Source organism: Salinicoccus hispanicus, assembly GCF_009831115.1.
Lineage (GTDB): Bacteria > Bacillota > Bacilli > Staphylococcales > Salinicoccaceae > Salinicoccus > Salinicoccus hispanicus.
Genome location: NZ_WUUK01000005.1, coordinates 168,149 through 194,979, shown reverse-complemented (window position 1 = coordinate 194,979; position 26,831 = coordinate 168,149). Strand labels below are relative to the sequence as shown.

Below are 26,831 nucleotides of genomic sequence, written 5' to 3'. Positions count from 1 at the left end.
GTATGCTTACACTAGATTCTAAAATCAATCAGCAAATCGCACACAACTTAGCACTGAAAGGGATGAAGGTTCCAAAAGAGCAGCAAAAAAAGATACTAGAAGCAATTAATTCAGATAAAGAAATTACGAATCAATTGATTCGTAGAATTGCATTTAAATGACAAAATATAGCGCACACGATCAGGATGGTTACTTGCTTCAGTCTAATCTTTTGGGTGCACGGGATATGAAGGAACTAGAGCAACTCGAAAGAGTTGCTTTTTATCTATCATCCTCAAAATTAGAAAGTGATGGTTTAGATTTTCTTCTACCTGTAAGTTCCACCTCAATTATGAAGTTGCACAGAATGCTATTTCATAAGATATATGATTTTGCAGGTGAAAGCAGAGATGTAATTCTGATGAAGGATCAAACAAGGTTTTGTGAGCCTCAATACATGGAAGAACAGTTAGATGAAATTGTTAAAGAAATCAATTCAGAAGCAACATGGTATTCGTTAAAAGATGCTGCAAAACGATTAGCATATTTTAAAGCAGAACTGAACATGATTCATCCATTTAGAGAGGGAAATGGATGAACGATAAGAATAATTATCAGAGGGATCGCAGGATCTATGGGATACAGGCGGGCTTTTGACTCTATAGATAGCGTAGAATATTTGGAAGCGATGGTTGGATCCCAATATAATACAGCAAAGCTCGAATTGATTTTCTTAAACTCTTTAAGTAAAAATGAACTTTAGAGCAGTAAAGTATGTATCCCAAAGTCGAATGCATATAGACTTTGGGTTTTTAATGATGTTATGTCAATTCATCGTGGCTTTGCAGCCTCATCCTTCCATATTCACGAACGGTACGTCATATTCAAGTGTGCCTCTAATCTGCTTGACGTTGACCTTATCGCCGTCGAGCCATTTCTTGAAATCGAAAATAACGGGTTTCTTATCTGGACCAATGACGAACCATGCTTTTAGATCTTTAGGGAAGTAGACGGATGTGTGTATTGTACCTGCTGCTGCATCGTATTTATCTGAGAAAATACCGTGATCAGGGTTATTCATAACTTTAAATGCTTCGTAAGGATTGGTGGCATGCTGCTGTTGTTCTTGTATTGTTTTTTCGCGTTGCCGTGTCTCTGTCTGCCGATGCTGATTTTCATCATTCAGCAAGTGGAAATGATTTGTACATACATTGGATTTTCTGACTGCGACATTTCTTGGTGATGCTTCGACGACGTAGGATACACCATCTGCATCCAGAATAATGTAGCTGAATGAATGCCTGTGAGGAATTTCTTTCAATAAAGCGATTGCCTCATCTACGTCGGCACATGTTTCGAGGACCAGACGCCCGATCATATTGCAAATGAACCCATCACCTGAACTTTTCCTGTGGGTGAAATTATAGCCCATCACCAGTCCCTTTTCGTTCATGCCATCTATCCGGCCGGTAATCTGCATGGAGGGACCGATTACGGCGTATCCGTGATCAGTCGGTTCATAAAATGTGTATCGCCCTTCATATCCACGTGGCTGACTGTCATAATTGCGAACCATGAAGTCGCTATCGGTGAAAATGGAACAGCCGCTTCGGGTAAATTCCAGATAATAGCCACCAAACAGCTGGAATGCCTTTTTCATTTCCATATCAAGTGCATCAGCCAGTCCTTGGATTTCCTCCAGTATGGCTGGTGAGTATTTTGAAATGATTGTGATATATTCTTCGGGATTGACTATAAAATGACGATCTTTACGGTGTTCCCATTGTTTTTCACGGTTGGGTAAAATTAGTGAATCTTTGAGCTGCTGACCTTGGAAGTAACCAAAATCATAATGCGTACCTCTAAATTGAACCACATCGCTGTAAAACTGCTTCATTATATCTCCGCCTCTGACTATTCTCTCTTGTCAGTATACATACTTAATAGAAAAACGCATCGATAACGAATCAGCAGGTCTATAGTGCGAATAGTTAAAAGATATTATGAAAAAAATGAGATGGTTCAATTCTATAATTTTGATCACCGTAGTACCTGTATTTCTGTTCAGCAACTACTTCAGCGGCTCTCATCCTCTGTTACGAGCTTATGTGAACTGAAAAATATTGTTCCCAAAGCAATGACTCCAAGGGGAATCAGGATGGTAGGCAACAGCGCACCGCCCATTTCAGCATAAAATGCAGATTCTCGATAGGGGGTGTAATTATTACTGAATAAGAAAAATGCCATTGTAGCCAGAAAGACTATATTTGCTATTTTATTCAGTGACGTTTCTTTGATGATGACAGTATCACCGTCTTTTACATAAATCTGATCACTGAGGTCAAAGGGTTGAGAGTATTTCAGTCTGCCTGCTTCTTCTGGAATCTGTATCGTTTTATCTTGAAATGCATGGATATTTGTAATCTTTTCACCATTGAACGCGAGCTTCAGTGGCATCAGTATCCCTAGAAACCATGTACGTCTTTTTACGGTAATCTCCATAGGGTCCTCCCTGTATTAAAAAATGACTCCGAAGAGTCATTTTTTATTGTTCTTTACTATCGATGTCGTCAACATAGTTCTCGTCTTCCAGATCTTCACCATCTGCTTCGTCTGCGGGGAATGTTTCACTAACTTCTTCTTCAGTATCCGGCTGTACGCTGGCGGTCAGGTTCTTCAGGAAACCTTCCATGTCAAAACCGGTCATCTGACCCATGCTTTCCTGCAGGTTGGCCATGGTGCCTGTAACGGTTTTAGGCAACGATTTGAGCTGATCTCCGCTTCCGCCGTCCAGTATGCGGATGGATTCGACATTGCTCATGGAGTCGCTGACTGCTTTGGCGAACTCAGGCATGATTTCGATGAGTTTCTCCATCAGGATGACATCCTTATGCTGTGCCATTGCTTTGGCGCGGCGTTCGATGGCTTCGACTTCAGCCAAGCTCTTCTTGCGGATGACTTCCGCTTCTGCATTACCTTCTGATATACGGGCGGCGGCACTGGCTTCTGCTTTTTTCGTCTCAGCGTAGTAGTCGGCTTCTGCCTGCTGCCTGCGTACTTCCACCTGCTGCTTTTCAATTTCAACGTCATTTTCACGTTCCATCTTACGCAGTTTCAGTTCGTTCGCTTTCTCCTGCTCACGGATCTCGAGACGTTGCTGTTCGACTGACAGGCGACGTTCTTCTGCTTCAAGTTGTCCAGCAGCCTCGGCGATTGCCTGCTCTTTGGCTGTTTCTGCAGAGTTTCTGGCTTCTTTGAGTTCCTTTTCTTTACGGCTATCAGCAATATTCATTTCACGTTCATATTTCTCACGTGAAATCTTTTCGTTCACTTCAGCCTGCTTGCTTTCTGTCGCAAGCTTATTCTCACTTTCCGCAATTTCCGCTTCTTTTCTGACGCGGGCGATCTGTGGACGACCAAGGTTTTCGAGATAATTTTCATCATCTTTCAAATCTGATAGGCCAAGGGAAGTGATTTTGAAGCCCATGCGGTTCAGCTGATCCTGTGCGATCTCACGGACCTGTTCATTAAAGCTCTCACGATCGGCGTTGATGCTTTCAACCGTCATCTTGGAGAGGATGGCGCGGAGGTTCGAGTTGAGTACTTCGGATACTTCGTGTTCAATATCGTTCTGGTCCTTGCCGAGGAACTGCTCGGCATATTTTACGATGCCTTCCAGATCATCAGCAACTTTCACTGTCGCCACGGCCTGGCCGTAGATGCCGACGCCTTCCTTGGTGTAGACTTTCGGTGTTTCTATTTTCAGCTGGAAGGATTTCAGGGAGACTTTCGTTCCTGTCTGGAATAGACGCAGCCGATGTCCGCCACCGCGGATGACTTTCATGTAGCGTCCCTGATCATCCTTATAGATGTTCGTCTCTTTCGCTTCATCTCCAAGATTCGGTCCGGTAACGATCAATGCTTCGTTGGAAGGTACAGTTCTATATCTCACTTTCATATAGAAATACCATGCGATACCTGCGCCAATGATGAGTACGAGAATCGCACCCAAAATAATAACCAAGGCCATATTTTCTGCCATTTCCTACACTGCTCCTTTTCGAATGATACGTAAATCTGCTATGTAGCAACGTCTGAACTTCTATAAATTAAAATATATCCATTCACTAGATATTTTACATTAAATTTTACAGTTATACAGGGAGAAACAAGAATAATCTATATATTTTAATTAATTTAGACAAATTGATGTTCTACCAGTCCCCACGATCAATTATTTGAGGTATTCTATTATCATGAGTGTTCAAAAAATATAGCTTTAGTCCATCTCTTTTAATTTGGATGTATTTTAAAATAAGTGGGAAAGCAATGCTGGAAGGAAAGGTGAAAGCACCGATGAAGAACAAGAGAGAAAACTACCAGGAGCTCGCTCGGCAGATCGTAGAACAAGTGGGCGGGGAGGAGAATATCGATAATGTCATCCATTGTGTGACACGTCTACGTTTCTATCTAAAAGACCCTAAGCTTCCTGATACGGAAAAAATAAAAGATCTGGACGGTGTCATGGGTGTTGCTCTGGCAGGGGGCCAGTATCAGGTGGTGGTTGGGCCTGCGGTGGATGATATATACAAGGAAGTGATGGCGCAGCTGTCCCCATCGGAAGAGACAGCATCGAATAGACAGGCTGCTGGGCCTCCTGAAGACAGTACATTCATGGAGAAGGTCGGGTACAACTTCAATCAATTCATCGGTATCATCACCGGTTCTGTCATGCCGATCATCAGCATTCTCGCTGCCGCCGGAATCATCAAGGGGCTGCTTGCGGTTCTGACTGCGACGAATATTGTGACGGATATGGGCACAGCCTACCTGATCATCAATGCGATGGCGGATGCGGTATTCTACTTTCTGCCTGTACTGATCGGCTTCAATGCAGCCAAACGGATGAATGGCAATCCTGTACTGACCGCTGTGATTGGTGGAGTGATCATTCACCCGACAGTTCTTGAAGCGGCGAATAGTAATATGAATATCTTTGCCATCGGCAACTTCGCCTTTCCATTCGTCTCATATACATACTCCATATTTCCGATGATACTTGCGGCTTGGCTGGTGAAGAATCTCGAAGACTGGCTGAAAACCTGGGTGTCCGCGTATATCCAGGCAATATTCATTCCGATCGTCATCATTGGACTCGTGTCAGCCATCACGCTACTCATCACCGGTCCTGTACTTGTCGGTTTCTCTACAACGCTTGCCAACGGGCTGCAGTCCATGCTGGACTTCAATGCGCCGCTGTTTGGTGCTGTCATCGCAGCATTCTATCAGCTGCTGGTCATATTCGGTCTCCACTGGGGCATCGTGCCGGTCTATGTGAATGACTTTGCGACACTTGGATACAGCTATCTGTCGGTCATGATCAGTGTCACCATCGTCGGACAGGCCGGTGCCGCACTCGGAGTCGCTGTGAAGTCGAAAAAAGCGGAAGTGAAGGAACTCGGTTATGCCGGGGCATTCTCCGCCTTCTGCGGCATTACAGAACCTGCCATCTACGGCATCAACCTGCGTTTCCGCAGACCTTTCATATGCGCAAGCATCGCCAGCGCAGTCGGTGGACTCCTCGCCGGTATTCTCGGCGTCAACATGTGGAGTATCATCGGATCCCTGATCGGACTGCCATCCTTCATCGATCCCGACAATGGCATCACCGCGAACTTCTGGTACGCGATTCTCGTCACATTCGTTACACTCGCGTTGTCCTTCGGTCTGACCTACGTCTGGGGATACAACGACAAGATGGAGATGTATAAGAAGCGTGAGAAGCCGAAGAACCCGACGAAAGCAGATTTTTCGAATAGCTCAAAACAGCAGATAAAATAGAGGGTGAATACGATGAAAGAAGTGAAACTCTCTAAAATTCAAAAAAGGAATAGGGAGAGAAGGGAAGATGCGATTCGTGCTGTGAGAAGGGTAAACCCTGACTTCAAACCGGGTGATAGATATTTCGATAAACCGGGTCGTAACCCTGAAAAGCAGAGGATATTGGATGAAATGCGAAGAAAAGCAGAACGGTAATAACTTGTAAAAGAAGAACCGATTATGGAATAGAAAAATGCCTGGAATTGACTGCGAAGTCAACTCCAGGCATTTCATTTTACTGATCCTTACGCGGTACTGGATAGAATCCTTTATAGAACTGCTCCCATAGGGGTTCGGTCAGTCCATGCTTATCTTCTCTTTCAGGGTCGAATACGTTTGTGATTTCTTCTTCTCTGCCATTTTCGATCTTATTGATGAAGTCGGAGTCGAGCAGCAGTACGCGGCCAAGTCCGAGCAGGTCGACGTTGCCGTCTTCGATTGCTTCCAGTGCCTGTTCCGGCGTGAAGATGGAGCCGATGCCGATCAGTGGCATGCGACCGCCGATCCATTGGTGCAGCAGTTCGATACGTCTGGTGCCCTGATATTTGCCGTCGCGTGTTTCGGAGTTCACGTCGAAGAGTGAAACGTGCAGGTAGTCGAGTGGTTTATCGACGAGTTTGCCGATCAGTTCTTCAGTGATTTCCATACTGATGCCCGGTGATTCCACTTCTTCCGGCGAGAACCTGTAGCCGATGATGAAGTCCGGGTTTCCATGTTTCTTGGCCGTTTTGACAACTTCATCCACAACTTCCATGGCGAACAGGTAGCGGTCTTCTCCCCATTTGTCCGAACGCTTGTTGAAGTAGGGGGAGACGAACTGGTGGATGATGTAGTGGTTGGCACCATGGATCTCGACACCGTCGAAGCCCGCTTCAATGGCTCTGCGTGTCGCTTCGCCGAATGCCTTGATCGTCTCTTCAATTTCGTCCGGCGTGATCTCCCGTGCATCATGGGGTTCCGGCTCACCGAAGCTCTGCATCGTGATCGGGCTCGGTCCGGCAGATTCGCCAGTGGCTGTCTGTGATGGCAGGGCCTGTACACCGCCGTGGTGGATTTGAAGAATCGCTTTTGCGCCGTTTTCCTTCATGGCATCCGCAATCTTTCTCTGTTCTTCAATGTCCGAATCACGGACGATGGAAGGCTGTCCAGGGAACGCTTTGCCGAGGTCTGTAACATTCGTTGCCGCTGTCAAAGCAAGACCAACACTATTCGATTTTTGGCGCATGTATTCGATCTCTGCATCCGTCGGTGTCCCATCGTCGTTCGAGGAGACGTGGGTCAGTGGAGCAAGTACAAATTTATTTTTCAGTTCAACGCCGTTCGGCAGCTGAACACTTTCAAATAATGGTGCGTATTTACTATTCATTATGAATAAAATCCTCCTGTATGTGCTGTAGTGATCTTTGAATACATACTATAACAATCTGCTTTACTTATAATCAATTTTGCTGTCTGGAAGATATTTTTGAAATGTGTATTCCTTTTTCATTCCGAGTATATTACTATGTATAGTGTTCATATAAATAGATGGAGGGGGAAAGATATGAAAAAATATTTGGTCCCATTGCTCATGTTCCTGTTTGTACTGCTGCTCTCGGCATGTACAGATGACAGCGAAGTGGATGAGACAGTGGAAGAAGATAATACAGATGCAGCAGAGACAGGCAGTGGAGAAGGCATCACGATGAGTGTACTGGCAACGCCGAACTCGCTGGATCCTCATGCTGCCAACGACCAGTCATCGAATCACGTGAACGTCAACATATACGACCGTCTGGTCGAATTCACACCTGAGCTGGAAATCGAGCCCGGTCTGGCTGAATCCTACGAACAGATCGACGATCTGACCTGGGAGTTCAAATTGAGGGAAGGCATCCAGTTCCATGACGGTACGGAATTCAACGCAGAAGCGGTCAAAACGAATCTCGACCGTGTCAGAGATGAAGAAGTGGGTGCACCTGTCGCATTCCTTTTTGAACTGATCGATTCCGTTGAAGTGGTGGATGAGTATACAGTACATATCACAACGGTCAACCCATTTGCGGCACTGCCATCACATCTGGCACATCCTGCCGGCAGCATGATCAGCCCGGCTGTCATCGAGGCGGACTATGAACAGTATGAGGATGGCGGCGAACTGCTGACTGAAGTCCACCGCAACCCGGCCGGTACAGGACCCTATACTTTCGAGGAACTGTCCGAAGGTGAATTTGTGACATTGTCCCGCAATGAGGACTACTGGGGAGAGCCGGCTCAGGCAGAGTCCTTCACATTCAAGGCGGTGCCTGAAGATTCGACACGCATCGCAGAACTGATGACGGAGACGACCGATCTCATATATCCGGTCAATCCGAACGACTACGCACAGATTGAGGAGAACGAAGGCACGAGAATGAACGAAACGGAAAGTGTCCGTATGGAATATGTTGGATTCAACACCGATAAGGCACCATTCGACGATCCGATTGTCAGAACGGCGATTGCGCAGGCAATCGACAAGCAGGCCATCATCGATGAAATGCTTGAAGGCAAAGCAGAAGTCGCCGATACGCTACTCGCTCCAGCCGTCTTCGGCCATAGTGATGATCTCGACACGAATGCGTATGACACAGAAGCGGCAAAGCAGCTGCTCGAAGAGAATGGATACGGCAATGGATTCACTGCCGAAATCACAGTCATGGACCGCACTGCGGCAGACATGGCAGCATACATCCAGGAAGCACTGGCCGAGCTGAATATAGAACTTGAAATCTACCAGCTTGATTCCGGTGCGTTCCTTGACTATGTCGGTGGCGGCGATCATGAGATGTTCATCGGTGGCTGGGGTACAGTCACACTGGATGCCGACTACGGACTCTACGCCCTGTTCCATTCATCGAATATCGGTACATCCGGCAACCGTTCCAGATACTCAAACAGTGAAGTCGATGCACTGCTTGATGAAGCACGTTCCGAAACGGATGAAGAGGAAAGACTGGCGCTGTACGAAGAGACCCAGCAGATACTGCTAGACGAATCACCGATCATTCCAATCTATCATCCATCATTGCTTACAGGCATGCGGGATGATGTGGAAGGGTATGGCCAGCATCCGGCCAGCTTCCACTTCCTGAAAGACGTGCATAAAGAATAAAGAGAAGGGATGGCCCGCCAACTGGCGGGTCATCCCTTTTTAAATATCGTATATTAATATGATGCCATTCGTATATCATATTCTTCCACATACTGTTTGATGACATCAGTATGCCTCGTTGTCGTAGCCACTCCGATATGACCATCGGGGCGGACCAGGAAAGCTGAGTCTTTCTTCACGCCTCTATGCTTCATCTCCTGCGTCCAGCTGGTGTAGTGGAGTGGGATGCCGTATATGTCCGACAGTCTTTTGATGCTGGTGTTCGGCTTGCCATAGACATGCATCTGCCAGTCTGCACTTTCCAGCGGTTCGAAGTTGTCGCCATCATCCATTCTGATCCAAGGCAGACGGTCACCGGCACGAATACCGCCGACTTTCCCTCTGCTCAATGGACTGTCACGATAGCTCAATTTTGTCTGCGAAAGCATTTTAAATACCTGCATCCTGAGTTTCCTGATGCCAAACAGTTTCGGTATCACTTTTGGAATTACGATATTCCTGATCATCCTGCTGCCGATGACGAGCTGGAACGCCCGGTCTGTCGTTGCCACGAGCTTCCGGGCGAAGGTGATCCGTTCTGTCTCATATGTCTCGAGAATGCGTGCGTCCATCCTGTTCTGCAGCACCATCGCAAGCTTCCACGCCAGATTGAAGGCATCACCGATGCCTGTATTCATTCCCTGACCACCAGCCGGACTGTGTATATGGGCGGCATCTCCTAAAATAAATACACGGCCCTGCCTGAATATTTCCGCCACACGATGGTGAACTTTATAAGAAGAATACCAGTTCACTTTGCCGACTTTGACAGGCAGTACTTTCTCCACATGGGGGATGAGAGGAGAAAATGTTTCCGGCGGTCCATCCTCAAGCAAGGACTCGGGTATGATGCCGATCAGCCGTACATTGCCTGTTGTCCGGATATTCAACGCCAGCTTGAAATCACTGCCACGGAAACCGGCGGAAAATCCTTTGAACGGTTTTTCATTCACCGTATCCGCCACAAAGAACACCTGGCTGTACGTTCCGCCGGGGAATCCGATATTCAGCTGCTTTCTGACAGTACTGTGGGCACCGTCACAGCCGCATATATAGGCAAACCTTGAATCGCACTGTCTGCCATTCCTGCTGATTGCCGCTTCCAGATGATCCGCCTTTTCCTCGAAATCAACCAGTGACGTCTGCCATTCCACTTCAATACCCTTCGATTTCAGATGTTCGATCAGAATCGATTCATGGATATCCTGCGCCAGACTCAGTACGAAAGGGTAGGGGCTGAGTCCTCTGCCCATCTCCCCAAGCGGTACTCTGGCGACTGCCTGTCTATTCTTATATAAGTGGACCGCATCTTCTACAATACCGGCATCCGTCAGCTTGTGCGCGACTCCAAGCTGACGGTAGAACTCTAGCGTTCTTGCGTGGATGACCATCGCTCTGGAAGTCGTTCCTGGACCGGTATTCTTATCAATGATTCGAAAAGGCACACCTTGTTTCTCCAGACCAAGTCCGAGCGCCAGCCCGGTGGGACCTGCACCGACAATCAGCACTTCTTTTTCCATATGATATCATCCTCCGACCGATGTATTTTGTCTGATATTACCTTTCAATATCTTCATACCCGTTTCAATCGTATTTAGGAAAATGAAATCTCTTTATGTCTGCACAAAAAAACTGGCAGGAAGCTTCCTGCCAGCTCTAATCGTATATTATCTGTTGCTCAGTTCGTTGACTGCAAGGATGGCGTTCGCCACGTCTTCAGCGGTGATCTTATCGCTCAAGTTCGCGAATGTGTCGTTTGGATCGATTGCGAGCTTGCCGACTTTCACGAGGTCTTCGAAACTTGCATCCTCAAGGTGCATTTCCTTCAGAGTGGTCGGCATGCCGATGCTCTTGTAGAAATCGATATATTTGAACATCTTCTCATCAGAACTGTTTTCGAGCAGCAGCTGTACCAGTGTGCCGTAGGTTACTTTCTCGCCATGTGACAGGTGGTGGATATCACCGGACAGCGTGGTGAAGCCGTTGTGGATGGCGTGCGCTGCAGCCAGTCCACCGTTTTCGAAACCAAGACCTGAGAGGAGTGTATTGGCTTCGATCACTGCATTCACTTGAGGTGTCACGAGTCCTTTGGAAGCTGCCTGGAAGGCTGCATGTCCGTGCTTGAACAGTGTTTCCTCACATTTTTCAGCAATTGCGATGGAAGCAAGTGTCGGCTGGCCACCGACCATCGTTTCACCTTTTCTGTTCAGTGTTGCTCTCGCTTCGACAAGCGTTGCCATCGCATCACTCATGCCTGAAGCGAAGAGTTTGATCGGTGCGTTGACTACGACGTTGGAATCGACGATGATCAGATCTGGATTTTTATCGTAGAATCTATATCCTGTGAATTCACCTTCATCGGAGTAGATGACGGAAAGTGAACTTGTCGGTGCATCCGTAGAAGCTGTCGTCGGCACGATGATGACCGGTGTCTTCAGATTGTCAGCGATGGCTTTTGAAGTATCAAGCGTCTTGCCGCCGCCGACACCGATGACGATATCGACATCATTATTTTTACCGGCTTCACTCAATCTGTCTATTTCCACTTCAGATGCCTCTCCATTGAATTCTTCATAGGCAAAGTCAATATCGACAGTGTTGAAGCTTTCCTTGATGGTCCCGCTGGTGATGGACCATACCATTTCATCAGAGATCAATAGTGGCTTTTTGGCCAGTTTCTGCGTTTCTTCACCAAGCTTAGCGAGAACACCCTGACCTTGTATATACTTGCCTGGGGACTGGAATACGAATTGCGCCATTTTAAAACCTCCATATATTTTATTCAATATACAGTGTATCCCCGATATGACTTCTCAAACATGCGTAGCGCCATCCAATAAGGCGATTTTGTGAAAAGACAATTGTTCAATTCAGGAATTACATTTCCTTGCCCGACCTTGGAGCCTCTGGCCGGGTTGTAGAATTTCTCTGGATAAGGTATATATAGAGATAGAAACGTCGTTATGCTTGGATGGTCCGGAAGGGATCAAAACATTGAATGAGGTGTAGAAGATGGAAACAGTGCAGGATGTACTCTCGAAACGTGCCCGCCGGCTGAAGCAGTCGCATACGGATTACCTGAACAACCCCTATTACCCGAAGAACGTCCACGCGGTGCGTGTGAATTCGAGGAAACTGCGCAGCCTTCTGAGCTTCCTCAAACCCACAATTGAAGAAAAGAAGTATGACAAGCTGAATGAAGCGCTGAAAGGATTGGGCCAAGCATATGGACCATTGCGTGAAATGGACGTGCTGATTGATCTATGTAACCAGGTCGCTGTGAAATCCCCTGATCTGAGTGACAGCTACCAGCAGATGTTCAGGTATCTCCATAAGGAGCGCAATGCAGAGATGGAGCGGACGCTTGTAGAAGCGGATAATAACTTTAAAACGATAGAGACGGTGGAAGCGGATCTGAATGGTTTGATATTCAATACCAATGCCGACTGGAACGACTTCATCACAGAACGTCTGGAGAAAAAGAATAAGGCACTGAAGGCAGCCTACCGCAAAGTCGATCGGAATGAGTATGAAGCGATACATGACATTCGGAAGGAAGCGAAGAAGCTAAGGTACTCGGCAAGATATCTCGGCAAACTTGCATCTTTGAAGCATAAAGGTATACGCAAGGAAGCCAGAAGAATCCAGGAAGAGTTCGGCAAGATCACTGATCATCATGTGAATGAGCAGATGCTTCTGGATTATGCAGATAAGGTGGATGATAAAAATCTGAAGGAGACTTTCAGGAAAATGAGTGAGACACAGAAGGGTCTTGATGAAAGTAGCAATTGAGTGGGCACTGAGCGTCAACTGAAAATTGAATATAAGAGGGACGAATATGAAAAATAAAAAGAAGTCTGCAAATCTTGCAGCAATCGTTCTGACAGGTGCAATCCTGGGCGGCTGCAGCAATCCTTTTGATGCGATTGCAGACGTCATCAACTCCGTAATATCAGAAGACACGGAAGATGTAGCAAGCGAACCAGCGGATACGGCAGAAACAACTGACTCAGACACAAGTGGGATAGTGGAAGAAACGACGACAGAAGAAAGCATAACGGACGATAATGTAACGGAAGCACCAGAAACAGAGACAGATGAGGTTGAAACATTGGACTACAGCCATCTGATGAACCAAGGTGAAGCAACGACTTTAGGGGAAGGCACATTCACGGTTGGTGAAGATATTCCTATCGGTCGATACCGCGCCACTGTGACCGAAGGGTATGGCAACCTTTTCATCTACGACGAAGCAGAACGCATGACTTTGAGTGCAACCATGAGCGAAGTATCGGATGATTCCAACCAATCGAGACCGGGTGAAGTAGTGATTTTTCTAGACGAGGGACATGAACTCGAGATTACAGGAATAGATGATGTCGACTTCACTCCATATGAGACAGACGAAGTCACTGAACTTTCACCGGGGCAATGGGTAGTTGGAGAAGACTTCCCGGCTGGCCTATATGACATCAGCCTGGAAGAGAGCGAAACCCTTGGATATTTGAAAGTGAACGTCATCAAAGACTATGAGAAATCACGATTCGCCTTAGGGAGTTTGGCGTACGGAGGCACAACGGAATTTACAACCGCATTCGAAACGGGAGAAGTAATTACCATCGAGTGGGTTCCGAAGGTGGTGCTTACTGAACGGTAGATGCAACTGAATAGCAGTTGGAACTTGAAACAGGTTCCAGCTGCTATTGTTGTGCAAGAACCATACATATTGTTAGGAAATATATAATTTATAAAGTTTCCTGGTTTAATATAATTACGTTCTGTTTCTGGATGAATTCCCTATGTAAAGCCTTCCTTACATAATCTTAAGATGCAGTTAACATTCCTCTTCTATAATTAATTATGCAATGTATCATATTGCATCTATAAATAGGAGGGTATCTAAGAATGGCTTTCAAACAGTTTCTCGATAAGCGTTTTCTAGCAATCAGTATGATCACCCTGATCATACTCATCTTGATTACATCAGCACTGGCAAGTCCGATTGCACAAGCTTCAGGTGGTGGTGGTCCAATCGCCCCTGATTCCGAACCGGAAACAGAAGAGCAGGAATTCAATCCTGTCCTCACTGATGCCAAGCCGGAAGTAGCGGAGATCGAAGTAAATAATATGCCAAATAGAATCATCACCACTTTCAATGGTGATACGACAACTGAAATGGCCTTCAACTGGTACACGACTGAACTTGCCGAGAATCCGATGGTATGGGTTTCTGAATCCGGCAACTTCGACGATGCGATGGCATTCGAAGCAGAGGCGACTGAAGTGACATCAAGCTTTGGTGAGCGTGATCAGCACGGCAACTACATCTTCGCTGAAATAGCGGAAGACGAAGAAGGGGAGCCGATGGAAGATGAGAACGGCGAACCAATCATCAATGGCTACTATACAGATGCCCAGGCGCATGGTGATGACTGGATGTCCGGCGACTATGGTCACATGGAACTGATTGACGTTACTGAGCATTCCTACAAAGCGAAAGCGACTGATCTTGAACCGAATAAGACATATTACTACAAAGTAGGCAGTGAAGCGGATTACATGAGTGAAGTCGGACAGTTCAAGACTTCAGGTGAAGCTGGCGAAGCTTTCAAGTTTATCCACTATACAGATACTCAGAATGCGTTCTGGAATGAAAATGTACGCAATGAAGCGGCATTTGGTGCGGATACCCTCGAACATGCACTTGCGACAGCGGGAGATGCAGACTTCGTCATGCATACAGGTGATGTGGTCGAAGTGGCAGAAGTGGAAGATGAATGGATCGATCTCTACGAGCGTTCCCGTTCATCCTTCATGCAGACTGCCATGGCGGTTGCACCTGGTAATCATGATGAATATACGCTGCAGTATGGCGATGACCCGGTTGTCGAGAAATTCAACGAGCACGTGAACGTGCCTGTAACCAACGAAGCCATCTCAGGTGGTTCATACTATTCCTATGACTATAACGGCGTTCATTTTGTAACATTGAATACAAATGACAACAAGGAATCCGATGACAATCCTGAAGGTAAAGCAATTGGACAAGAACAGATGGACTGGATCCGTGAGGATATAGAGCAGGCGAGAGAAGATGGTGCAGAATGGATCGTATTGAACTACCACAAGCCGCTCTATTCAAAATCCTACCACTCCTTGCAGGATGAAGATGTACAGCTTGTCAGAGAAGAGCTGACGGCACTGATTGATGAACTTGATGTAGATGTTGCACTTCAAGGGCATGACCATGTCATTTCCAGAACTCATTCACTCAAGCACATCCCATCTGAAGAAAACTTCTCGAATGGTGAAGTTGAAGATGTAAGCACATTCGTAGGTGAGAATGGCATAGAGTATCTCGATAACCCTGAAGGTACAACTTACATTCTGCCGAATACAGGCGGAACGAAGGAGTACGACAACGTCTTTGAAAAAGGTGTCGACCATCTGCATGAAGTCAGACCGAACCTTGACTGGATGACCCAGGAAGATATGGACTACTACAACAGCCTGTTCGCTTTCGGCTACCAGCCGCAGGAAACAGATGCATTTGAAGAGTCCCACTCCAACAACCGCGACTCCTCCACACAGAACTTCGCAGTGTATGAAGTCGTGGACAATGAAATGGTCGTAAGCATGTATCAGGTAAGTGGCGACCTTCATCTTGGCGAAGAGCGCACAGTGGAACTCATCGATGAGTTCGGCATCTACAAATCTGCCGAGTAATCGGCAGTATATGAATTTATAAAGCAAGTCCTGGGGGAGATTCAACTTCCAGGGCTTGTTTTATTATTGATGTGGTAGAAAAGAATTAAATCAACGAGGCACATGGATCTATATTTTTTAGAAGAGATCATTCAAAAGGATATTGAGAATGAACCAAACGACATAGTGTTCGAATACGTCCGGTCAATTTAATAATTCATTCTGAAATCTATTTCTAGAACTCTACAAAGAATGGGTGGACTGTCTCATCGAGGCACTTCTCAATTCGCTCTCGGAAATTGCTGACCTTGACCATGGATAGTCCTTCTTCAATCGGGAAGTAGCCAACTTCAAGGCTCTCAGGCGAAGTTGTCGGCTCTCCGCCGACTGGCTTTGCGAGAAATAGGCTGTTGCATATGGATCTTCGGACATTCTGGTATATGCCGCAGAACTTGATGATTTCCACATCAATTCCTGCTTCTTCCTTCGTTTCCCGGATTGCCGCTGCTGTCAGAGATTCACCTTCTTCAACCTGTCCTCCAGGCATTTCCCATCCTCTCTTTGGTCCATTGATCAGAAGTATCTCATCATTATCATTCAATACAATCGTTGCAGCAGACACAATATGTTTTGGTGGTGTGAATGACATTTCTTTGCCTCTTTCTGTTTTAGAATTTCTTCGTGTATAATTATAACTGAAATAAGACGAAATTTTTAGACATTTCATATGAAGTTGTTTTTAGATCATAAAGGAGACTGACTATGTCGAGAATAGTTATGGAACAAGATGAACTGCTTATTGACCAGCCACTGAATCTAAAAGCAATAGATTGTACGCCTGGGGATATAATTCACATCAGTGCAGAGATGTTCGACGAGGAAAATAAGCTGTTTCATTCGTATGCATCATTTTTGGTAAAAGATTCCGGGATTGTAGATCTGGCTATAGATATACCGATTGAAGGTACATATGATTCAGAGGATGCTGCAGGTTTGCTGTGGTCGATGATTCTCAAGGAGACAGATGAAGATGATTATTTCGTAAAGAAGACAGACCGGAATCTTTCTGTGAAATTTCAATTAAGACATCAGGAAGAGATCATGGATTCAAAAGATATCTCAATAAAATTCATGAACGATGATGTAAAAAGACTGGATATCACTGAGAGTGGAATTGTTGGAAACTTGTATGCACCTTCTGGTGGAGGGAAGTATCCTTCCGTCATCATACTGAGTGGATCCGATGGAGGGAATGAGTCACATGCCTCGTCCTATCTTGCCTCAGAGGGCTACCTGGTCCTTGCGCTATCCTACTTTAATGATACTGGTCTCAGACCGAACCTTGAAAACATAGAACTGGAATACTTCAAAGATGCTGCAGCGTTTCTTAAGTCCCATGAGAACAGTAATGGCAGTGTCAATTTGATCGGCTACTCGAAAGGGGCTGAACTGGTCCTGCTTCTCGGTGAGAAATATGACGGCTACCATTCGATCATAGCTGGTGCGCCATCCATCCACATCACTTCGGGCATGAAAAATGGCATGTTCGCACCAATCACCGGATGGGTGCAGAATGATGCGCCATTGCCATTCCTTAAAATGAAGTTCTCAATGAGAATGATATTGAAATCCATGAAAGGCTGGATTATGAAAAAGCCGTTCAACTTTCTAGATGTATGGGACAAGTCATTGCGAACTGAAAAAGCCTCTGAAAGCCGGATAGATGTACAGAAAATCACCTGTCCGCTTCTGGTTATCGCAGGCGGAGACGACCAGCTCTGGCCATCTAAATCCCATACAGAAAACATAGAAGCGCAGAGAGAAGATGTCAGAGATAAATATTTGATTTATGAAGCGGGCGGTCATTTTATTTCCTTTCCTTACAATTTTCATCAGATGCCGGCCAATGTAAACATGAAGATTGGTAAGATGACGATGAACTTTGGCGGGTCCAAGAAAACTAATGCCAAAGCGAGCAAACAGTCTCTGGAAGAAATTCTGAGTTTTCTTCATGCACATAATGAAGGAAGAGATGTATAGGACATCGGGATTATCCTGTTATTCAATTTGCTTTATCAGGTATATCCAGCAAATATACTTGGACTCATTAGAAAAATAAGCAGTCTCTAGGAGAATCAGATCATGAAAAAACGCATATTGATTACCGGCGTCAGTCGGCCACAAGGCATTGGAAGTACTCTGGCACATAAGTTTAGAGCATCGGGTTATGAAGTGCTTGTCCATGGCAATTCCAAGTATGACACATACATGGAATACCCCGATGCTGGAGAGTCGTCATCCTTCCGTGAAATAACAAGATTGAAGGATTCGGATCTATCCATCAAAGAAGGCATCGACCAATTGATTTCAGAACTGGCAAACGATGGCCCCATCGATCATCTCATTCTATGCCATGCCTACAGTACGCACGGTGAGATGGGCACTTGGTCATTCGATGACATCAATAATCATCTGATCACCAATGTCACTGCCAGCATGCTGCTGATTCAGGAATTTCATAAGCAATTCCAGGGAGGAGATGGATGCATCACTTTATTTTCCTCAGGTCAGCACTTGGGACCGATGACTGATGAAATTCCCTATGCAGTGTCGAAGGCAGCCATTGCCAATCTGGCGACGCAAACCTCTCATGCGATGGCAGAACAAGGGATTAGGGTGAATGCCGTGAACCCGGGCCCGACAGATACTGGCTATATTGAAAAAGACAGTGAATTATATACCCACATTGCGAACCAGTTCCATTCAAAACGATGGGGCACTCCGGATGATGTTGCCAACCTCCTACTTTTTCTTCACAGCAATGAAGGAAAATGGATTACGGGTCAGACAATCGATAGTGAAGGCGGATTCAGACGTTGAAGTGAATGTGCTCGGTAAAATGTAGAACACCCGCATAAATTGGATTTTGAAGCTTACCTCAAAATGAGGAATCTTGAATAGTGCATGTATTCCCAGGGTATCTGTAAATAAAAGTAAAGGAAATACATATATATCTTTCCTTTGCAAAAACAAGTTACGAGGGGATAACTATGCGAAAATACTTGTTTGCTTTATTCAGCGTTGCCATGTTGATCGGCTGTCAGAGTGGTGAAGAGGAAGCCGGAGATACTTCAACTGAAAGTGAAAGTGTTTCAGAGGAAACTATAGAGCAGGAAACGACTGAAGCTGAGACAACTGAGGAGAGTACAGAAGAAAGTACAGAAAAATCTGCTGAGGACTTGACGGAAGAAAGTACTGACTCGGAGGGATCAGAGAATGAAGCGGACAATAGTGAAGAGTCAACAGAGTCAGATACATCATCAGACCAAGCCTCTGGGGAATCTGACTCTGAGCAGGTGAATGTGCTTGCTACACGCTGTATCATCAGTAACCTTGGCGACTGCGAAGGTGTACCTCTGGAAGCACAAAAAGCAGAATACGAGCGTCTGCTGAATGAAGGCGTCTTGGGAAAAATGGATGTAACAGATACATTTCTTGAAGATGTTCTGGGATCTCATTTGACAATGCATAACCAGAATGACGCTGGAACATTTCCAGAGGATCGATATCCACCATCAAGTGTCGATGATACAATCAAGTACTTTACCATGGAACTTGAAAACTACTATAACGGAGAGAGTGAAGCGGCGCTCGGTTATTTGAAAGAGGGAAGTTCTCTATATCAGTCTACTGTTGAAAATAAAAAAGCTGGAGATTTCATGGACTATAAACTTTATGATGTCAAAGTGATGCCTCTTGAAGACAGTGCGGGACCAGATTCGAGAGAGATAGAAAGAGTCTATTCCCACGCATCATCGAATGGTATTGAACGTGACCGCGTTTCATACGATACGCCTGAAAATAACTCTGGGGATAACGGTAAAATTCAACTGGCGGCTATTGAAGATCATGAACTCCTTGAAGAGAATATAGATTATGAGGAAGAAATTAATGAAGCATACGGTTCTGCCAACACTGCTCCGGCACATGCCAGAGAATGTGTTATCCAGTTTATCAGAACGTGTAAATCAGATGCTGTCGATGATGTAAGGGATGCCTATGATCAGTATGTGGCCAATGGTACACTGCCGGAAGCAACAGAAGCTGAAAGTTATCCTGCCCGAATCGACGAATCAAGAACTGAAATCGATTATGCAATCAGAGCGGCCGGGTCGATGTCTGCCAAGAACTACGTGAATTACTTTCAGCATTATGCCTACGATCTGATGCAGTACTACAATGATAAGAGTGATGATGTAATCTATTATCTGGAGCCGGATAGTGAAGCATACGATGCAATCGTAGCGAATAAGGAAACTGGGAATTACAACGACCATGAAAACTACCTCGTCAACGTTGATGATAAGAATTTCAGCTATATGAGCAATCCTCCGCAGAAAATGATTTTGGAACGTGTATACTCCCATGCGACTTCTGAAAGGAAACGTAAAAATAGCGTCCTCTATAAGTTGAAACTGGATGAAGTTTCAGGTATAAAGATTATTAGTTACGAAGAACTTTCAGATGAACCGTTTGACGAATGATCTAGAATCCACATGTAGATGAGCCCTGGTAATCGGACATCAGTCCGATTACCAGGGCTCATTGTTTGTCTTTATTTCTTCAGGAGGTCGTTGCTCAGCTGATTGACTTCGTCCTTCTCATGGAAATTGCGTGACCGACCAGATGATTGATAGCGAAGGCGGGTTCAGGCATTGAAGTGGATGGTGAGTTAAAAATTTCGAGTATATGATAACTCCTTAGGGTAACTGAAAAGGAAAGCAAAGGAATTACATATATATCCTTCCTTTGCAAAATACTCTATAAGAAGGGGACAACTATGCGAAAATACTTATTTGCTTTATTCAGTGTTGTCATGCTGATCGGTTGCCAAAGTGGAGAAGAGGACACAGAGGATACTTCAACTGAAAGTGACGCCGCTACAGGGGAATCTATGGAACAGACTGCCAGCAGCAATGAGGAGACGACTGAAGAGACAACAACGGAGGAGAGTATTGAAGAGAGTACAGAAGAAAATACAAGTACGGAAGCGTCAGGGAATACTGAAGAGGCGAGTAGCGAAGAAACGACAGAAACTGAAACATCATCCGATCAGTCATCTGACGCTGAGCAGGTGAATGTGCTTGCCACGCGTTGCATCATCAGCAACCTTGGCAACTGCGAGGGTATACCTTTGGACGCACAGAAAGCAGAATACGAGCGTCTGCTGGATGAAGGCGTATTAGGTAAAAGAGAGGTCACGGATACGTTTGTTGAAAATGTGATGGGCTCTCATATGACAATGCATAATCAAGATAAAGGACCTTCCATCGCCGAGGGACAGTATCCGCCATCTGACATAACTATTACTGCGAAGTATTTCGAGATGGAGCTTGAGGATTACTATAATGGTGAGAGTGAAGCGGCTTTGGAGTATTTGGTAGAAGAGACGTCTTTATACGGAGCGACTGTAGCTAATAAGGAATCAGGCAAATTTAGTGACTACAAACTATACAGTGCCAAAGCGGTGGAATCAGAAGACGGAGAACCGATCAGGGGACAGATTGAGAAGGTCTACTCTCACGCATCGTCTGACGGCATTGAACGTGAGCGTGTTTCATATAAGTTAGGAGGCAGAAGGGGGTCGGCAGAACCTGGAGAAATTCATTTGGGGGAAATTGAAAGTCGGGAATTAGTCGAAACAAATATAGAGTATGAACCTGATATCAAAGAGGAATATGGCCCGGTCTCTGATGCTTCACCGCATGCCAGAGAATGTGTCATTAAATTTAATATCGAATGCGATCTGGACTCGGTAGAAGAGGTGAAAGATGCGTACGATCAATATGTCGCAAATGGTACATTGCCCGAAGCGACAGAAGCAGAAAGCTATCCTGCAAAAATCGATGCGTCACGCGAGGAAATCAATTATCAGATGAATCGCATAGAACCAGTTTCTGCCAAGAGCTACAATAATCACTTCAAACACTATGCTTACGATTTGATGCAATACTATAACGGTGAGAGTGAGGAAGTGCTTCATTATCTGCAGCCAGACAGTGAGGCATATGAAAGCATTGTAGCGAATAATGAGGGTGGTGACTACGAGAACTATGAGAATCACCTTGTCAGTGTAGATGACAGGGTCTTCAGCGAGACGAGCGAACCTCCACAGGAAATGATTCTGGAGCGTGTGTATTCACATGCAACTTCTGATGGGGAGCGTCGAAATCGAGCACTCTACCAGTTTGAACTGGATGAAGTTTCAGGCATACAGATCATAAGCTACGACGAACTATCAGATGCGCCTGACGAAGGGACAACGGAGGAGAACGCGGAAACGTCTCCTGAGGAAACGACTGAGGAAAAAGCAAGCACGGAACCTCCGGATCACGCTGAGGAAGCCCCAACAGAAAAACCGACGGCGTCTGCCTCATTCAGAGAACAGGCAGATACAAAGTCTGAACCGGATCAAGTGAATGTACATGCGACACGCTGTATCATCAGCAACCTGAATGACCATTGCGAAAATGTTCCACTTGATGATCAGAAAGCGGCATATCAGCACCTCCTGGATGAAGGGGTTTTTGGTAAGAGGGATATCACGGTGACTTTCCCGGAAAATGTAATGGGATCGCACATGTATATGCACAACCAGAACCCGGAAGGCCCGACAGATGCCGACCATCAGCCGTTATCAAGTGCAGATATCACAGCCCGGTACTTTGCGATGGAACTTGAAGATTACTATAACGGAGAAAATGAGGCTGCACTGGAATATCTGAAAGCGGACAGTCCAATTTATGAATCGACAGTGGAGAATAAGCAATCTGGTAATTATAAAGATTATAAACTCTATAATGTAGAAGTAACGGATATTTCCCCGATCGAAGGGATGAGAGCAGTCCAAATTGAACGTATCTACTCTCACGCGTCCTCGAACGGTATTGAGCGGGCGCGTACCATATATACTCGAAATCAGGATGGAAATTCAGGACCGATAGAAAGAATTCAGCTGGAAACCGTTGAAAGCGAGGAACTGCTTGAAGAAAACATGGACTATAGTGAAGAAACTGCCGAAAGCTACGGACCACCAAATACAGCCTCTGCGCACGCTAGGGAGTGTGTTCTCAAGTTCTACAATGAATGTGAAGTGGATTCCATAGAGGAAGTCAGAGATGCCTATGATCAGTATATTGAGAACGGAACATTACCAGAAGCAACCGAAGCAAATAGCTATCCGTCGCGTATTGACAAGTCACGTCGGAATCTTGGTTACACTAGACGTATTGTAGGAGGAGACTCAAACAGGAGCTACGACAATTACTTGAAAAACTATGCTTACGACCTGATGCAGTACTATAATGGTGAAAGTGATGATGTGCTTCATTATCTGCAGCCGGACAGTGAGGCATATGAGAGCATTGTGGCCAATAATGAGAGCGGTGACTATAGGAACCATGAGAATCACCTGGTCAGAGTGGATAGGAATAACCTCAGCATCCATGAAATGGGCCCACAGGAAGTGCTTTTGGAGCGTGCCTATTCTCATGCAACTTCTGATGGAAAGCGCAGAAGTAATGTACTCTATCAGCTTGAGCTGGATGATGCTTCAGGTATCCAGATTGTAAGTTTCGAAGAACTTTCAAATGTATCGTTTGAAGAATAAAGCAGAGAACAGGTGAGTAGCGATGAATTACAAGGAAATCATTGATCAGAACAGAGAAGCATATCTCGAAGAACTATTTGAAGTGCTTAGTCAGAAAAGCATCAGTGCGCAGGATGACGGTATTCGCGAATGTGCGGAACTGGTAGCGGATAAGCTGAAAGATGCTGGCATGAAGCATGTGGAACTGATGGAAACGGAGACTCACCCTGTCGTCTATGGTGAATACCATGTTTCAGATGATGTACCGACCATCCTCATCTATGGGCACTATGATGTCCAGCCGCCGGATCCAATCGAAGCGTGGGACAGTCCGCCGTTTGAGCCGACGGTACGCGATGGCCGAATCTATGCACGGGGTGCGGGCGACAATAAAGGCCAGATGATGGCGCAGGTTCTGGCAATCCGGACGTACCTTGAAGCAAAAGGGACGCTGCCGGTGAACGTCAAATTCCTGATCGAAGGGGAAGAGGAAATCGGCAGTGCCAACCTGGTCGATTTTGTTGATGCACACCGTGAGAAGCTCAAAGCCGATCTCGTCTACGCATCTGACGGTCCGATGCTGCCTGACAACCATCCGTATGTGCTGCTTGGTGTTCGTGGCATCCTGTATGTAGAGCTTGAAGTCGAGGAAGCGGCTTTTGATAACCACTCCGGAAATAAAGGAAACATCGTGCCGAATCCGGCATGGAAACTGATCGATCTGCTTCAGACGATGCGCGATGCAGATGGCAATGTCCTGATAGACGGTTTCTATGACGATGTGCTGCCGCCGACGGACGAGGAGATGGCACTGCTTGAGAAACTGCCATTCGACCTTGAAGAAGTGAAGCGTAATGTCGGTCACGACGGCATCAGTATGTCGAAGGCCGACTACTATCGTAAGCTTTGCTTCGAGCCGACGTTCAATATCGCAGGTTTTACAAGCGGATATGGCGGAGAAGGGTCGAAGACGATCATTCCGAAGGATGCGAAAGTGAAGATCGATATACGCCTCGTCATGAATCAGGATCCGGATAGGATATTCGAACTATTGAAGACTCATGTAAAAAAGCATACCCCAGATGTTACAGTGAAGCAGTTCGGTAAAATGTGGCCGTCCCGCACATCTGCTGACATGCCGTTCATCGAACCGATCCGTCAGGCGGTTGAAAAATCATTCGGCAAGGAAGCCTTCATTCAGCCGAGCCTCGGTGGCAGTCTACCCGATGCCATCTGGACAAAAGTGCTCGGTGTGCCTTCCGTGCTGGTCCCCTATGCAAATGTCGATGAGGCCAACCATTCGCCCAATGAGAACATCATGGTGGAAAACTTTTATAATGGCATAGAAACAACTTGCCATGTGCTGGATGTCATAAAAAATAGTGATATGTAATATAAAGCCCCCGCAGCGGAGTGATGTCCGTTGCAGGGGTAACTTTTTGGTTTATTTTTTCAGGATGTCATTGATCAACTGATTGACTTCATCCTGCTTTTCATGGAAGATGGCGTGACCCGCATCATCCACTTTGTGCAGTGTATAGTTCGGCAGTGTGTCTTCTAGAACATCAGAGAACTCGATCGGGCATACCGCATCTTCTTTCCCGTGTATACCGAAGATCGGAAGATCAAGGTCTTTGATTTCTTCCCTAAGATCAGCATCTCTCAATGATTCAGCCAGCTTCACTGTCGCAATGAGTGAAGAAGTGGAGACGAGTCCGTGGAAGTAAGTTTTATAATCCTTGGAGTTCTCAACGTTCGATGAGAAGAAGTTTTCACCAAATTCACCGAGTGCTTTCGGACGGTCCTGTTTAAGTCCTTCGATCAGTTCGTCGACTTCCGCTTTCTTCATGCCGTAATCGTAGCCGTCCTGCTGGACGAAGCTTGGTGCAGCTGGGGAGATGAGGATCATCTTATTCAGGTTATCGCTATTGTATTTTACTGCGTACTTCAATGCGATCGGGCCACCGACAGAGAAACCGACAACAACGATATTTTTAAGGTCAAGTGTCTCGACGACCTGCTGGATATCGTCAGCAATATCGCCGTAGCTGTATCCATCTGCTGTAATGTCGGATCCACCGTAGCCTTTGTAGTCGATGCCGATGTAGCGGTAGCCTTTCTCAACTACTGAGAGTGATTGAGCTTCAAACATCCTGTTGTTTGCTGGCCAGCCGTGCAGGAATACAATCGGCTGCCCGCTGCCATAGTCTTCAACGTGAATTTTATTACCATTTTTAGTTTCAATCTGATGTGTCATCAATTTGTCCTCCTTGGAGTCTCGATTGCGATTACGAATATAATCTTCCCCGGTTGCAGAATAATAAACATTTCGAATTCGAAGTATTTAAAGAGTGTCACTATCCCCGCAGAGGGTATAATCGGCAGAATACACTGAAGTACTTAACCTGGTTCTCTTAAAAATCCGACACTATCCATAGTTGAAAACAAAAAAGAGACCTGGCAGATATTTCTGCCAGGTTATTTAATGATTGTACTGTTTTTCCATAGATCCTAGAAATGCTCTCATCTTTTCGTACTGTGCTTTCGCATCGTTCCAGCCAAGTTCATATAAACTTTCCAGTCGTTCCCTATTCTTTTCAGTCCGGCCCACTTTGATATCCTGACTCGGACTGATGACGAATGCCTTGCCCGCTTTCTCCTGCCTGGTAATGTAATGAAGGGTTTGATTATAGTGCTTGTAGCGCACACCGAGTTTATCGTTGATGATCGGGTGATCTTTATATTTGATGATCTTCGACATCTTGCCTGGTTTCTTAAAATAGCCGCGCGGCTTGGTCAGCACAACGATGTTAAGTTCGAAGCCGTCACTTTCCGCCTTTTTGATGGGGATTGGATCGGAGATGCCACCATCGAGCAGTAGTTGCCCGTTATGTTGGACACTCGATGCGACGAAAGGCAGGGAGCTCGATGCCCGGAGCAGTCTTGCGATTGTCGTCTCATCATAGTCACTTTTTTTGAAGTAGACCGGATCGCCGGATTCGCAGTCCGTGGCACCGATAACAAATTCCTCGGGTCCATTCATCAGTGTTTTGACATCGAATGGTACAAGCTTGTTCGGTATTTCATCGAAAATGAAGTCCATGCCGAATACTTCACGCTTTTTAATATAGTTTGAGAATGAAAGATAGCGCTTATCCTCAAGGAAGTCGAGATTAACTTTCCTGTTGCGTCCCCGCTGACGTGCAAGATAGGAAGCCCCCATGCACGCACCCGCTGAAACACCGATGACATACGGGAAATAGAGTTCCTTGCTCATGAAATATTCCAGTACGCCCGCTGTATAAAGACCACGCATGCCGCCACCTTCAAGCACCAGTCCTGCGTCTGTCATAGATTACACCTTCAATTCCTTTTAAATTGTTTCTTTATGTAGAATTCTAACAGATGATTGATGTGTAAGTAAGTCTCCAGGCTCTGGAAACATTG

Annotated in this window: 22 protein-coding genes; 13 read left to right on the top strand and 9 right to left on the bottom strand. The window is 45.7% G+C overall.

What is annotated here, in order from left to right; translation table 11 throughout:
- Nucleotides 1–2 precede the first annotated feature (2 nt).
- The gene (locus GQ671_RS12925) at nt 3–161 is read left to right on the top strand and encodes a hypothetical protein (RefSeq protein WP_170288711.1); all 159 of its coding nucleotides are present in this window, start codon (nt 3–5) and stop codon (nt 159–161) included.
- A gap of 65 nt (nt 162–226) precedes the next feature.
- On the top strand, nt 227–577 hold the full coding sequence (locus GQ671_RS12440; RefSeq protein ID WP_160657791.1) for a Fic family protein: 351 nt from the start codon (nt 227–229) through the stop codon (nt 575–577).
- A gap of 252 nt (nt 578–829) precedes the next feature.
- On the opposite strand, the gene GQ671_RS12435 is transcribed toward GQ671_RS12440, so the two are convergent.
- From GQ671_RS12435 to GQ671_RS12425, 3 genes are all read right to left on the bottom strand, one after another.
- A complete protein-coding gene (locus GQ671_RS12435) occupies nt 830–1,876 on the bottom strand; it encodes a C45 family autoproteolytic acyltransferase/hydolase (RefSeq protein WP_160657789.1) in 1,047 nt (348 codons plus the stop codon).
- Between the two features lie 179 nt (nt 1,877–2,055).
- On the bottom strand, nt 2,056–2,481 hold the full coding sequence (locus GQ671_RS12430) for a hypothetical protein (RefSeq protein ID WP_160657787.1): 426 nt from the start codon (nt 2,479–2,481) through the stop codon (nt 2,056–2,058).
- Nucleotides 2,482–2,524: 43 nt separating this feature from the next.
- Complete coding sequence (locus GQ671_RS12425) at nt 2,525–4,021, bottom strand: flotillin family protein (RefSeq protein ID WP_160657785.1); 1,497 nt, start codon at nt 4,019–4,021, stop codon at nt 2,525–2,527.
- 287 nt (nt 4,022–4,308) lie between these two features.
- Between GQ671_RS12425 and GQ671_RS12420 the strand changes: the two genes are divergently transcribed.
- Nucleotides 4,309–5,820, top strand: a complete 1,512-nt coding sequence (locus GQ671_RS12420; protein WP_246153263.1) for a PTS transporter subunit EIIC — start codon at nt 4,309–4,311, stop codon at nt 5,818–5,820.
- Nucleotides 5,821–5,832: 12 nt separating this feature from the next.
- Nucleotides 5,833–6,015 (top strand): hypothetical protein, encoded by a 183-nt coding sequence (locus tag GQ671_RS12415; RefSeq protein ID WP_160657783.1) that lies wholly within the window; start codon nt 5,833–5,835, stop codon nt 6,013–6,015.
- A 79-nt stretch (nt 6,016–6,094) separates the two neighbouring features.
- Here GQ671_RS12415 and GQ671_RS12410 read toward each other — a convergent pair whose 3' ends face one another.
- Entirely contained in the window at nt 6,095–7,225 is a 1,131-nt protein-coding gene (locus GQ671_RS12410; protein WP_160657780.1) for an NADH-dependent flavin oxidoreductase, read from the bottom strand.
- A 177-nt stretch (nt 7,226–7,402) separates the two neighbouring features.
- On the opposite strand from GQ671_RS12410, the gene GQ671_RS12405 reads away from it, so the two are divergent.
- The gene (locus GQ671_RS12405; RefSeq protein WP_160657778.1) at nt 7,403–8,992 is read left to right on the top strand and encodes a glutathione ABC transporter substrate-binding protein; all 1,590 of its coding nucleotides are present in this window, start codon (nt 7,403–7,405) and stop codon (nt 8,990–8,992) included.
- A 53-nt stretch (nt 8,993–9,045) separates the two neighbouring features.
- Here the strand turns inward: GQ671_RS12405 and GQ671_RS12400 are convergent, their stop codons facing one another.
- Together GQ671_RS12400 and GQ671_RS12395 are read right to left on the bottom strand one after the other, a co-directional pair.
- Nucleotides 9,046–10,551, bottom strand: a complete 1,506-nt coding sequence (locus GQ671_RS12400; RefSeq protein ID WP_160657775.1) for an FAD-dependent monooxygenase — start codon at nt 10,549–10,551, stop codon at nt 9,046–9,048.
- Between the two features lie 147 nt (nt 10,552–10,698).
- A complete protein-coding gene (locus GQ671_RS12395) occupies nt 10,699–11,790 on the bottom strand; it encodes a glycerol dehydrogenase (protein WP_160657773.1) in 1,092 nt (363 codons plus the stop codon).
- A 253-nt stretch (nt 11,791–12,043) separates the two neighbouring features.
- On the opposite strand from GQ671_RS12395, the gene GQ671_RS12390 reads away from it, so the two are divergent.
- The 3 genes from GQ671_RS12390 (at nt 12,044) to GQ671_RS12380 (ending at nt 15,757) form a co-directional block, all read left to right on the top strand.
- Entirely contained in the window at nt 12,044–12,823 is a 780-nt protein-coding gene (locus GQ671_RS12390; RefSeq protein ID WP_160657770.1) for a CHAD domain-containing protein, read from the top strand.
- A gap of 46 nt (nt 12,824–12,869) precedes the next feature.
- A complete protein-coding gene (locus tag GQ671_RS12385) occupies nt 12,870–13,688 on the top strand; it encodes a hypothetical protein (protein WP_160657767.1) in 819 nt (272 codons plus the stop codon).
- Between the two features lie 248 nt (nt 13,689–13,936).
- Nucleotides 13,937–15,757: a purple acid phosphatase family protein gene (locus GQ671_RS12380; protein ID WP_160657764.1), complete on the top strand. Its 1,821-nt coding sequence runs from the start codon at nt 13,937–13,939 to the stop codon at nt 15,755–15,757.
- 214 nt (nt 15,758–15,971) lie between these two features.
- Here the strand turns inward: GQ671_RS12380 and GQ671_RS12375 are convergent, their stop codons facing one another.
- Entirely contained in the window at nt 15,972–16,385 is a 414-nt protein-coding gene (locus GQ671_RS12375; protein WP_160657762.1) for an NUDIX hydrolase, read from the bottom strand.
- A gap of 113 nt (nt 16,386–16,498) precedes the next feature.
- Here GQ671_RS12375 and GQ671_RS12370 point away from each other — a divergent pair, with 113 nt between their 5' ends.
- The 5 genes from GQ671_RS12370 (at nt 16,499) to GQ671_RS12350 (ending at nt 24,777) form a co-directional block, all read left to right on the top strand.
- Nucleotides 16,499–17,776: an acyl-CoA thioesterase/bile acid-CoA:amino acid N-acyltransferase family protein gene (locus tag GQ671_RS12370; protein WP_160657759.1), complete on the top strand. Its 1,278-nt coding sequence runs from the start codon at nt 16,499–16,501 to the stop codon at nt 17,774–17,776.
- A 102-nt stretch (nt 17,777–17,878) separates the two neighbouring features.
- On the top strand, nt 17,879–18,616 hold the full coding sequence (locus GQ671_RS12365; protein WP_160657757.1) for an SDR family oxidoreductase: 738 nt from the start codon (nt 17,879–17,881) through the stop codon (nt 18,614–18,616).
- A gap of 170 nt (nt 18,617–18,786) precedes the next feature.
- A complete protein-coding gene (locus tag GQ671_RS12360; protein WP_160657754.1) occupies nt 18,787–20,280 on the top strand; it encodes a hypothetical protein in 1,494 nt (497 codons plus the stop codon).
- 296 nt (nt 20,281–20,576) lie between these two features.
- On the top strand, nt 20,577–23,405 hold the full coding sequence (locus tag GQ671_RS12355; RefSeq protein WP_160657752.1) for a hypothetical protein: 2,829 nt from the start codon (nt 20,577–20,579) through the stop codon (nt 23,403–23,405).
- A 22-nt stretch (nt 23,406–23,427) separates the two neighbouring features.
- Nucleotides 23,428–24,777: a M20/M25/M40 family metallo-hydrolase gene (locus GQ671_RS12350; protein ID WP_160657749.1), complete on the top strand. Its 1,350-nt coding sequence runs from the start codon at nt 23,428–23,430 to the stop codon at nt 24,775–24,777.
- 51 nt (nt 24,778–24,828) lie between these two features.
- Here the strand turns inward: GQ671_RS12350 and GQ671_RS12345 are convergent, their stop codons facing one another.
- Nucleotides 24,829–25,641: an alpha/beta fold hydrolase gene (locus tag GQ671_RS12345; protein ID WP_160657747.1), complete on the bottom strand. Its 813-nt coding sequence runs from the start codon at nt 25,639–25,641 to the stop codon at nt 24,829–24,831.
- A 225-nt stretch (nt 25,642–25,866) separates the two neighbouring features.
- Nucleotides 25,867–26,736: a patatin-like phospholipase family protein gene (locus GQ671_RS12340; protein WP_160657744.1), complete on the bottom strand. Its 870-nt coding sequence runs from the start codon at nt 26,734–26,736 to the stop codon at nt 25,867–25,869.
- Between the last annotated feature and the right edge of the window lie 95 nt (nt 26,737–26,831).

Coding starts and splice junctions, on each gene's coding strand:
- GQ671_RS12925 (WP_170288711.1), top strand. CDS start 3: ATGCTTACACTAGATTCTAAAATCAATCAGCAAATCGCACACAACTTA.
- GQ671_RS12440 (WP_160657791.1), top strand. CDS start 227: ATGAAGGAACTAGAGCAACTCGAAAGAGTTGCTTTTTATCTATCATCC.
- GQ671_RS12435 (WP_160657789.1), bottom strand. CDS start 1,876: ATGAAGCAGTTTTACAGCGATGTGGTTCAATTTAGAGGTACGCATTAT.
- GQ671_RS12430 (WP_160657787.1), bottom strand. CDS start 2,481: ATGGAGATTACCGTAAAAAGACGTACATGGTTTCTAGGGATACTGATG.
- GQ671_RS12425 (WP_160657785.1), bottom strand. CDS start 4,021: ATGGCAGAAAATATGGCCTTGGTTATTATTTTGGGTGCGATTCTCGTA.
- GQ671_RS12420 (WP_246153263.1), top strand. CDS start 4,309: ATGCTGGAAGGAAAGGTGAAAGCACCGATGAAGAACAAGAGAGAAAAC.
- GQ671_RS12415 (WP_160657783.1), top strand. CDS start 5,833: ATGAAAGAAGTGAAACTCTCTAAAATTCAAAAAAGGAATAGGGAGAGA.
- GQ671_RS12410 (WP_160657780.1), bottom strand. CDS start 7,225: ATGAATAGTAAATACGCACCATTATTTGAAAGTGTTCAGCTGCCGAAC.
- GQ671_RS12405 (WP_160657778.1), top strand. CDS start 7,403: ATGAAAAAATATTTGGTCCCATTGCTCATGTTCCTGTTTGTACTGCTG.
- GQ671_RS12400 (WP_160657775.1), bottom strand. CDS start 10,551: ATGGAAAAAGAAGTGCTGATTGTCGGTGCAGGTCCCACCGGGCTGGCG.
- GQ671_RS12395 (WP_160657773.1), bottom strand. CDS start 11,790: ATGGCGCAATTCGTATTCCAGTCCCCAGGCAAGTATATACAAGGTCAG.
- GQ671_RS12390 (WP_160657770.1), top strand. CDS start 12,044: ATGGAAACAGTGCAGGATGTACTCTCGAAACGTGCCCGCCGGCTGAAG.
- GQ671_RS12385 (WP_160657767.1), top strand. CDS start 12,870: ATGAAAAATAAAAAGAAGTCTGCAAATCTTGCAGCAATCGTTCTGACA.
- GQ671_RS12380 (WP_160657764.1), top strand. CDS start 13,937: ATGGCTTTCAAACAGTTTCTCGATAAGCGTTTTCTAGCAATCAGTATG.
- GQ671_RS12375 (WP_160657762.1), bottom strand. CDS start 16,385: ATGTCATTCACACCACCAAAACATATTGTGTCTGCTGCAACGATTGTA.
- GQ671_RS12370 (WP_160657759.1), top strand. CDS start 16,499: ATGTCGAGAATAGTTATGGAACAAGATGAACTGCTTATTGACCAGCCA.
- GQ671_RS12365 (WP_160657757.1), top strand. CDS start 17,879: ATGAAAAAACGCATATTGATTACCGGCGTCAGTCGGCCACAAGGCATT.
- GQ671_RS12360 (WP_160657754.1), top strand. CDS start 18,787: ATGCGAAAATACTTGTTTGCTTTATTCAGCGTTGCCATGTTGATCGGC.
- GQ671_RS12355 (WP_160657752.1), top strand. CDS start 20,577: ATGCGAAAATACTTATTTGCTTTATTCAGTGTTGTCATGCTGATCGGT.
- GQ671_RS12350 (WP_160657749.1), top strand. CDS start 23,428: ATGAATTACAAGGAAATCATTGATCAGAACAGAGAAGCATATCTCGAA.
- GQ671_RS12345 (WP_160657747.1), bottom strand. CDS start 25,641: ATGACACATCAGATTGAAACTAAAAATGGTAATAAAATTCACGTTGAA.
- GQ671_RS12340 (WP_160657744.1), bottom strand. CDS start 26,736: ATGACAGACGCAGGACTGGTGCTTGAAGGTGGCGGCATGCGTGGTCTT.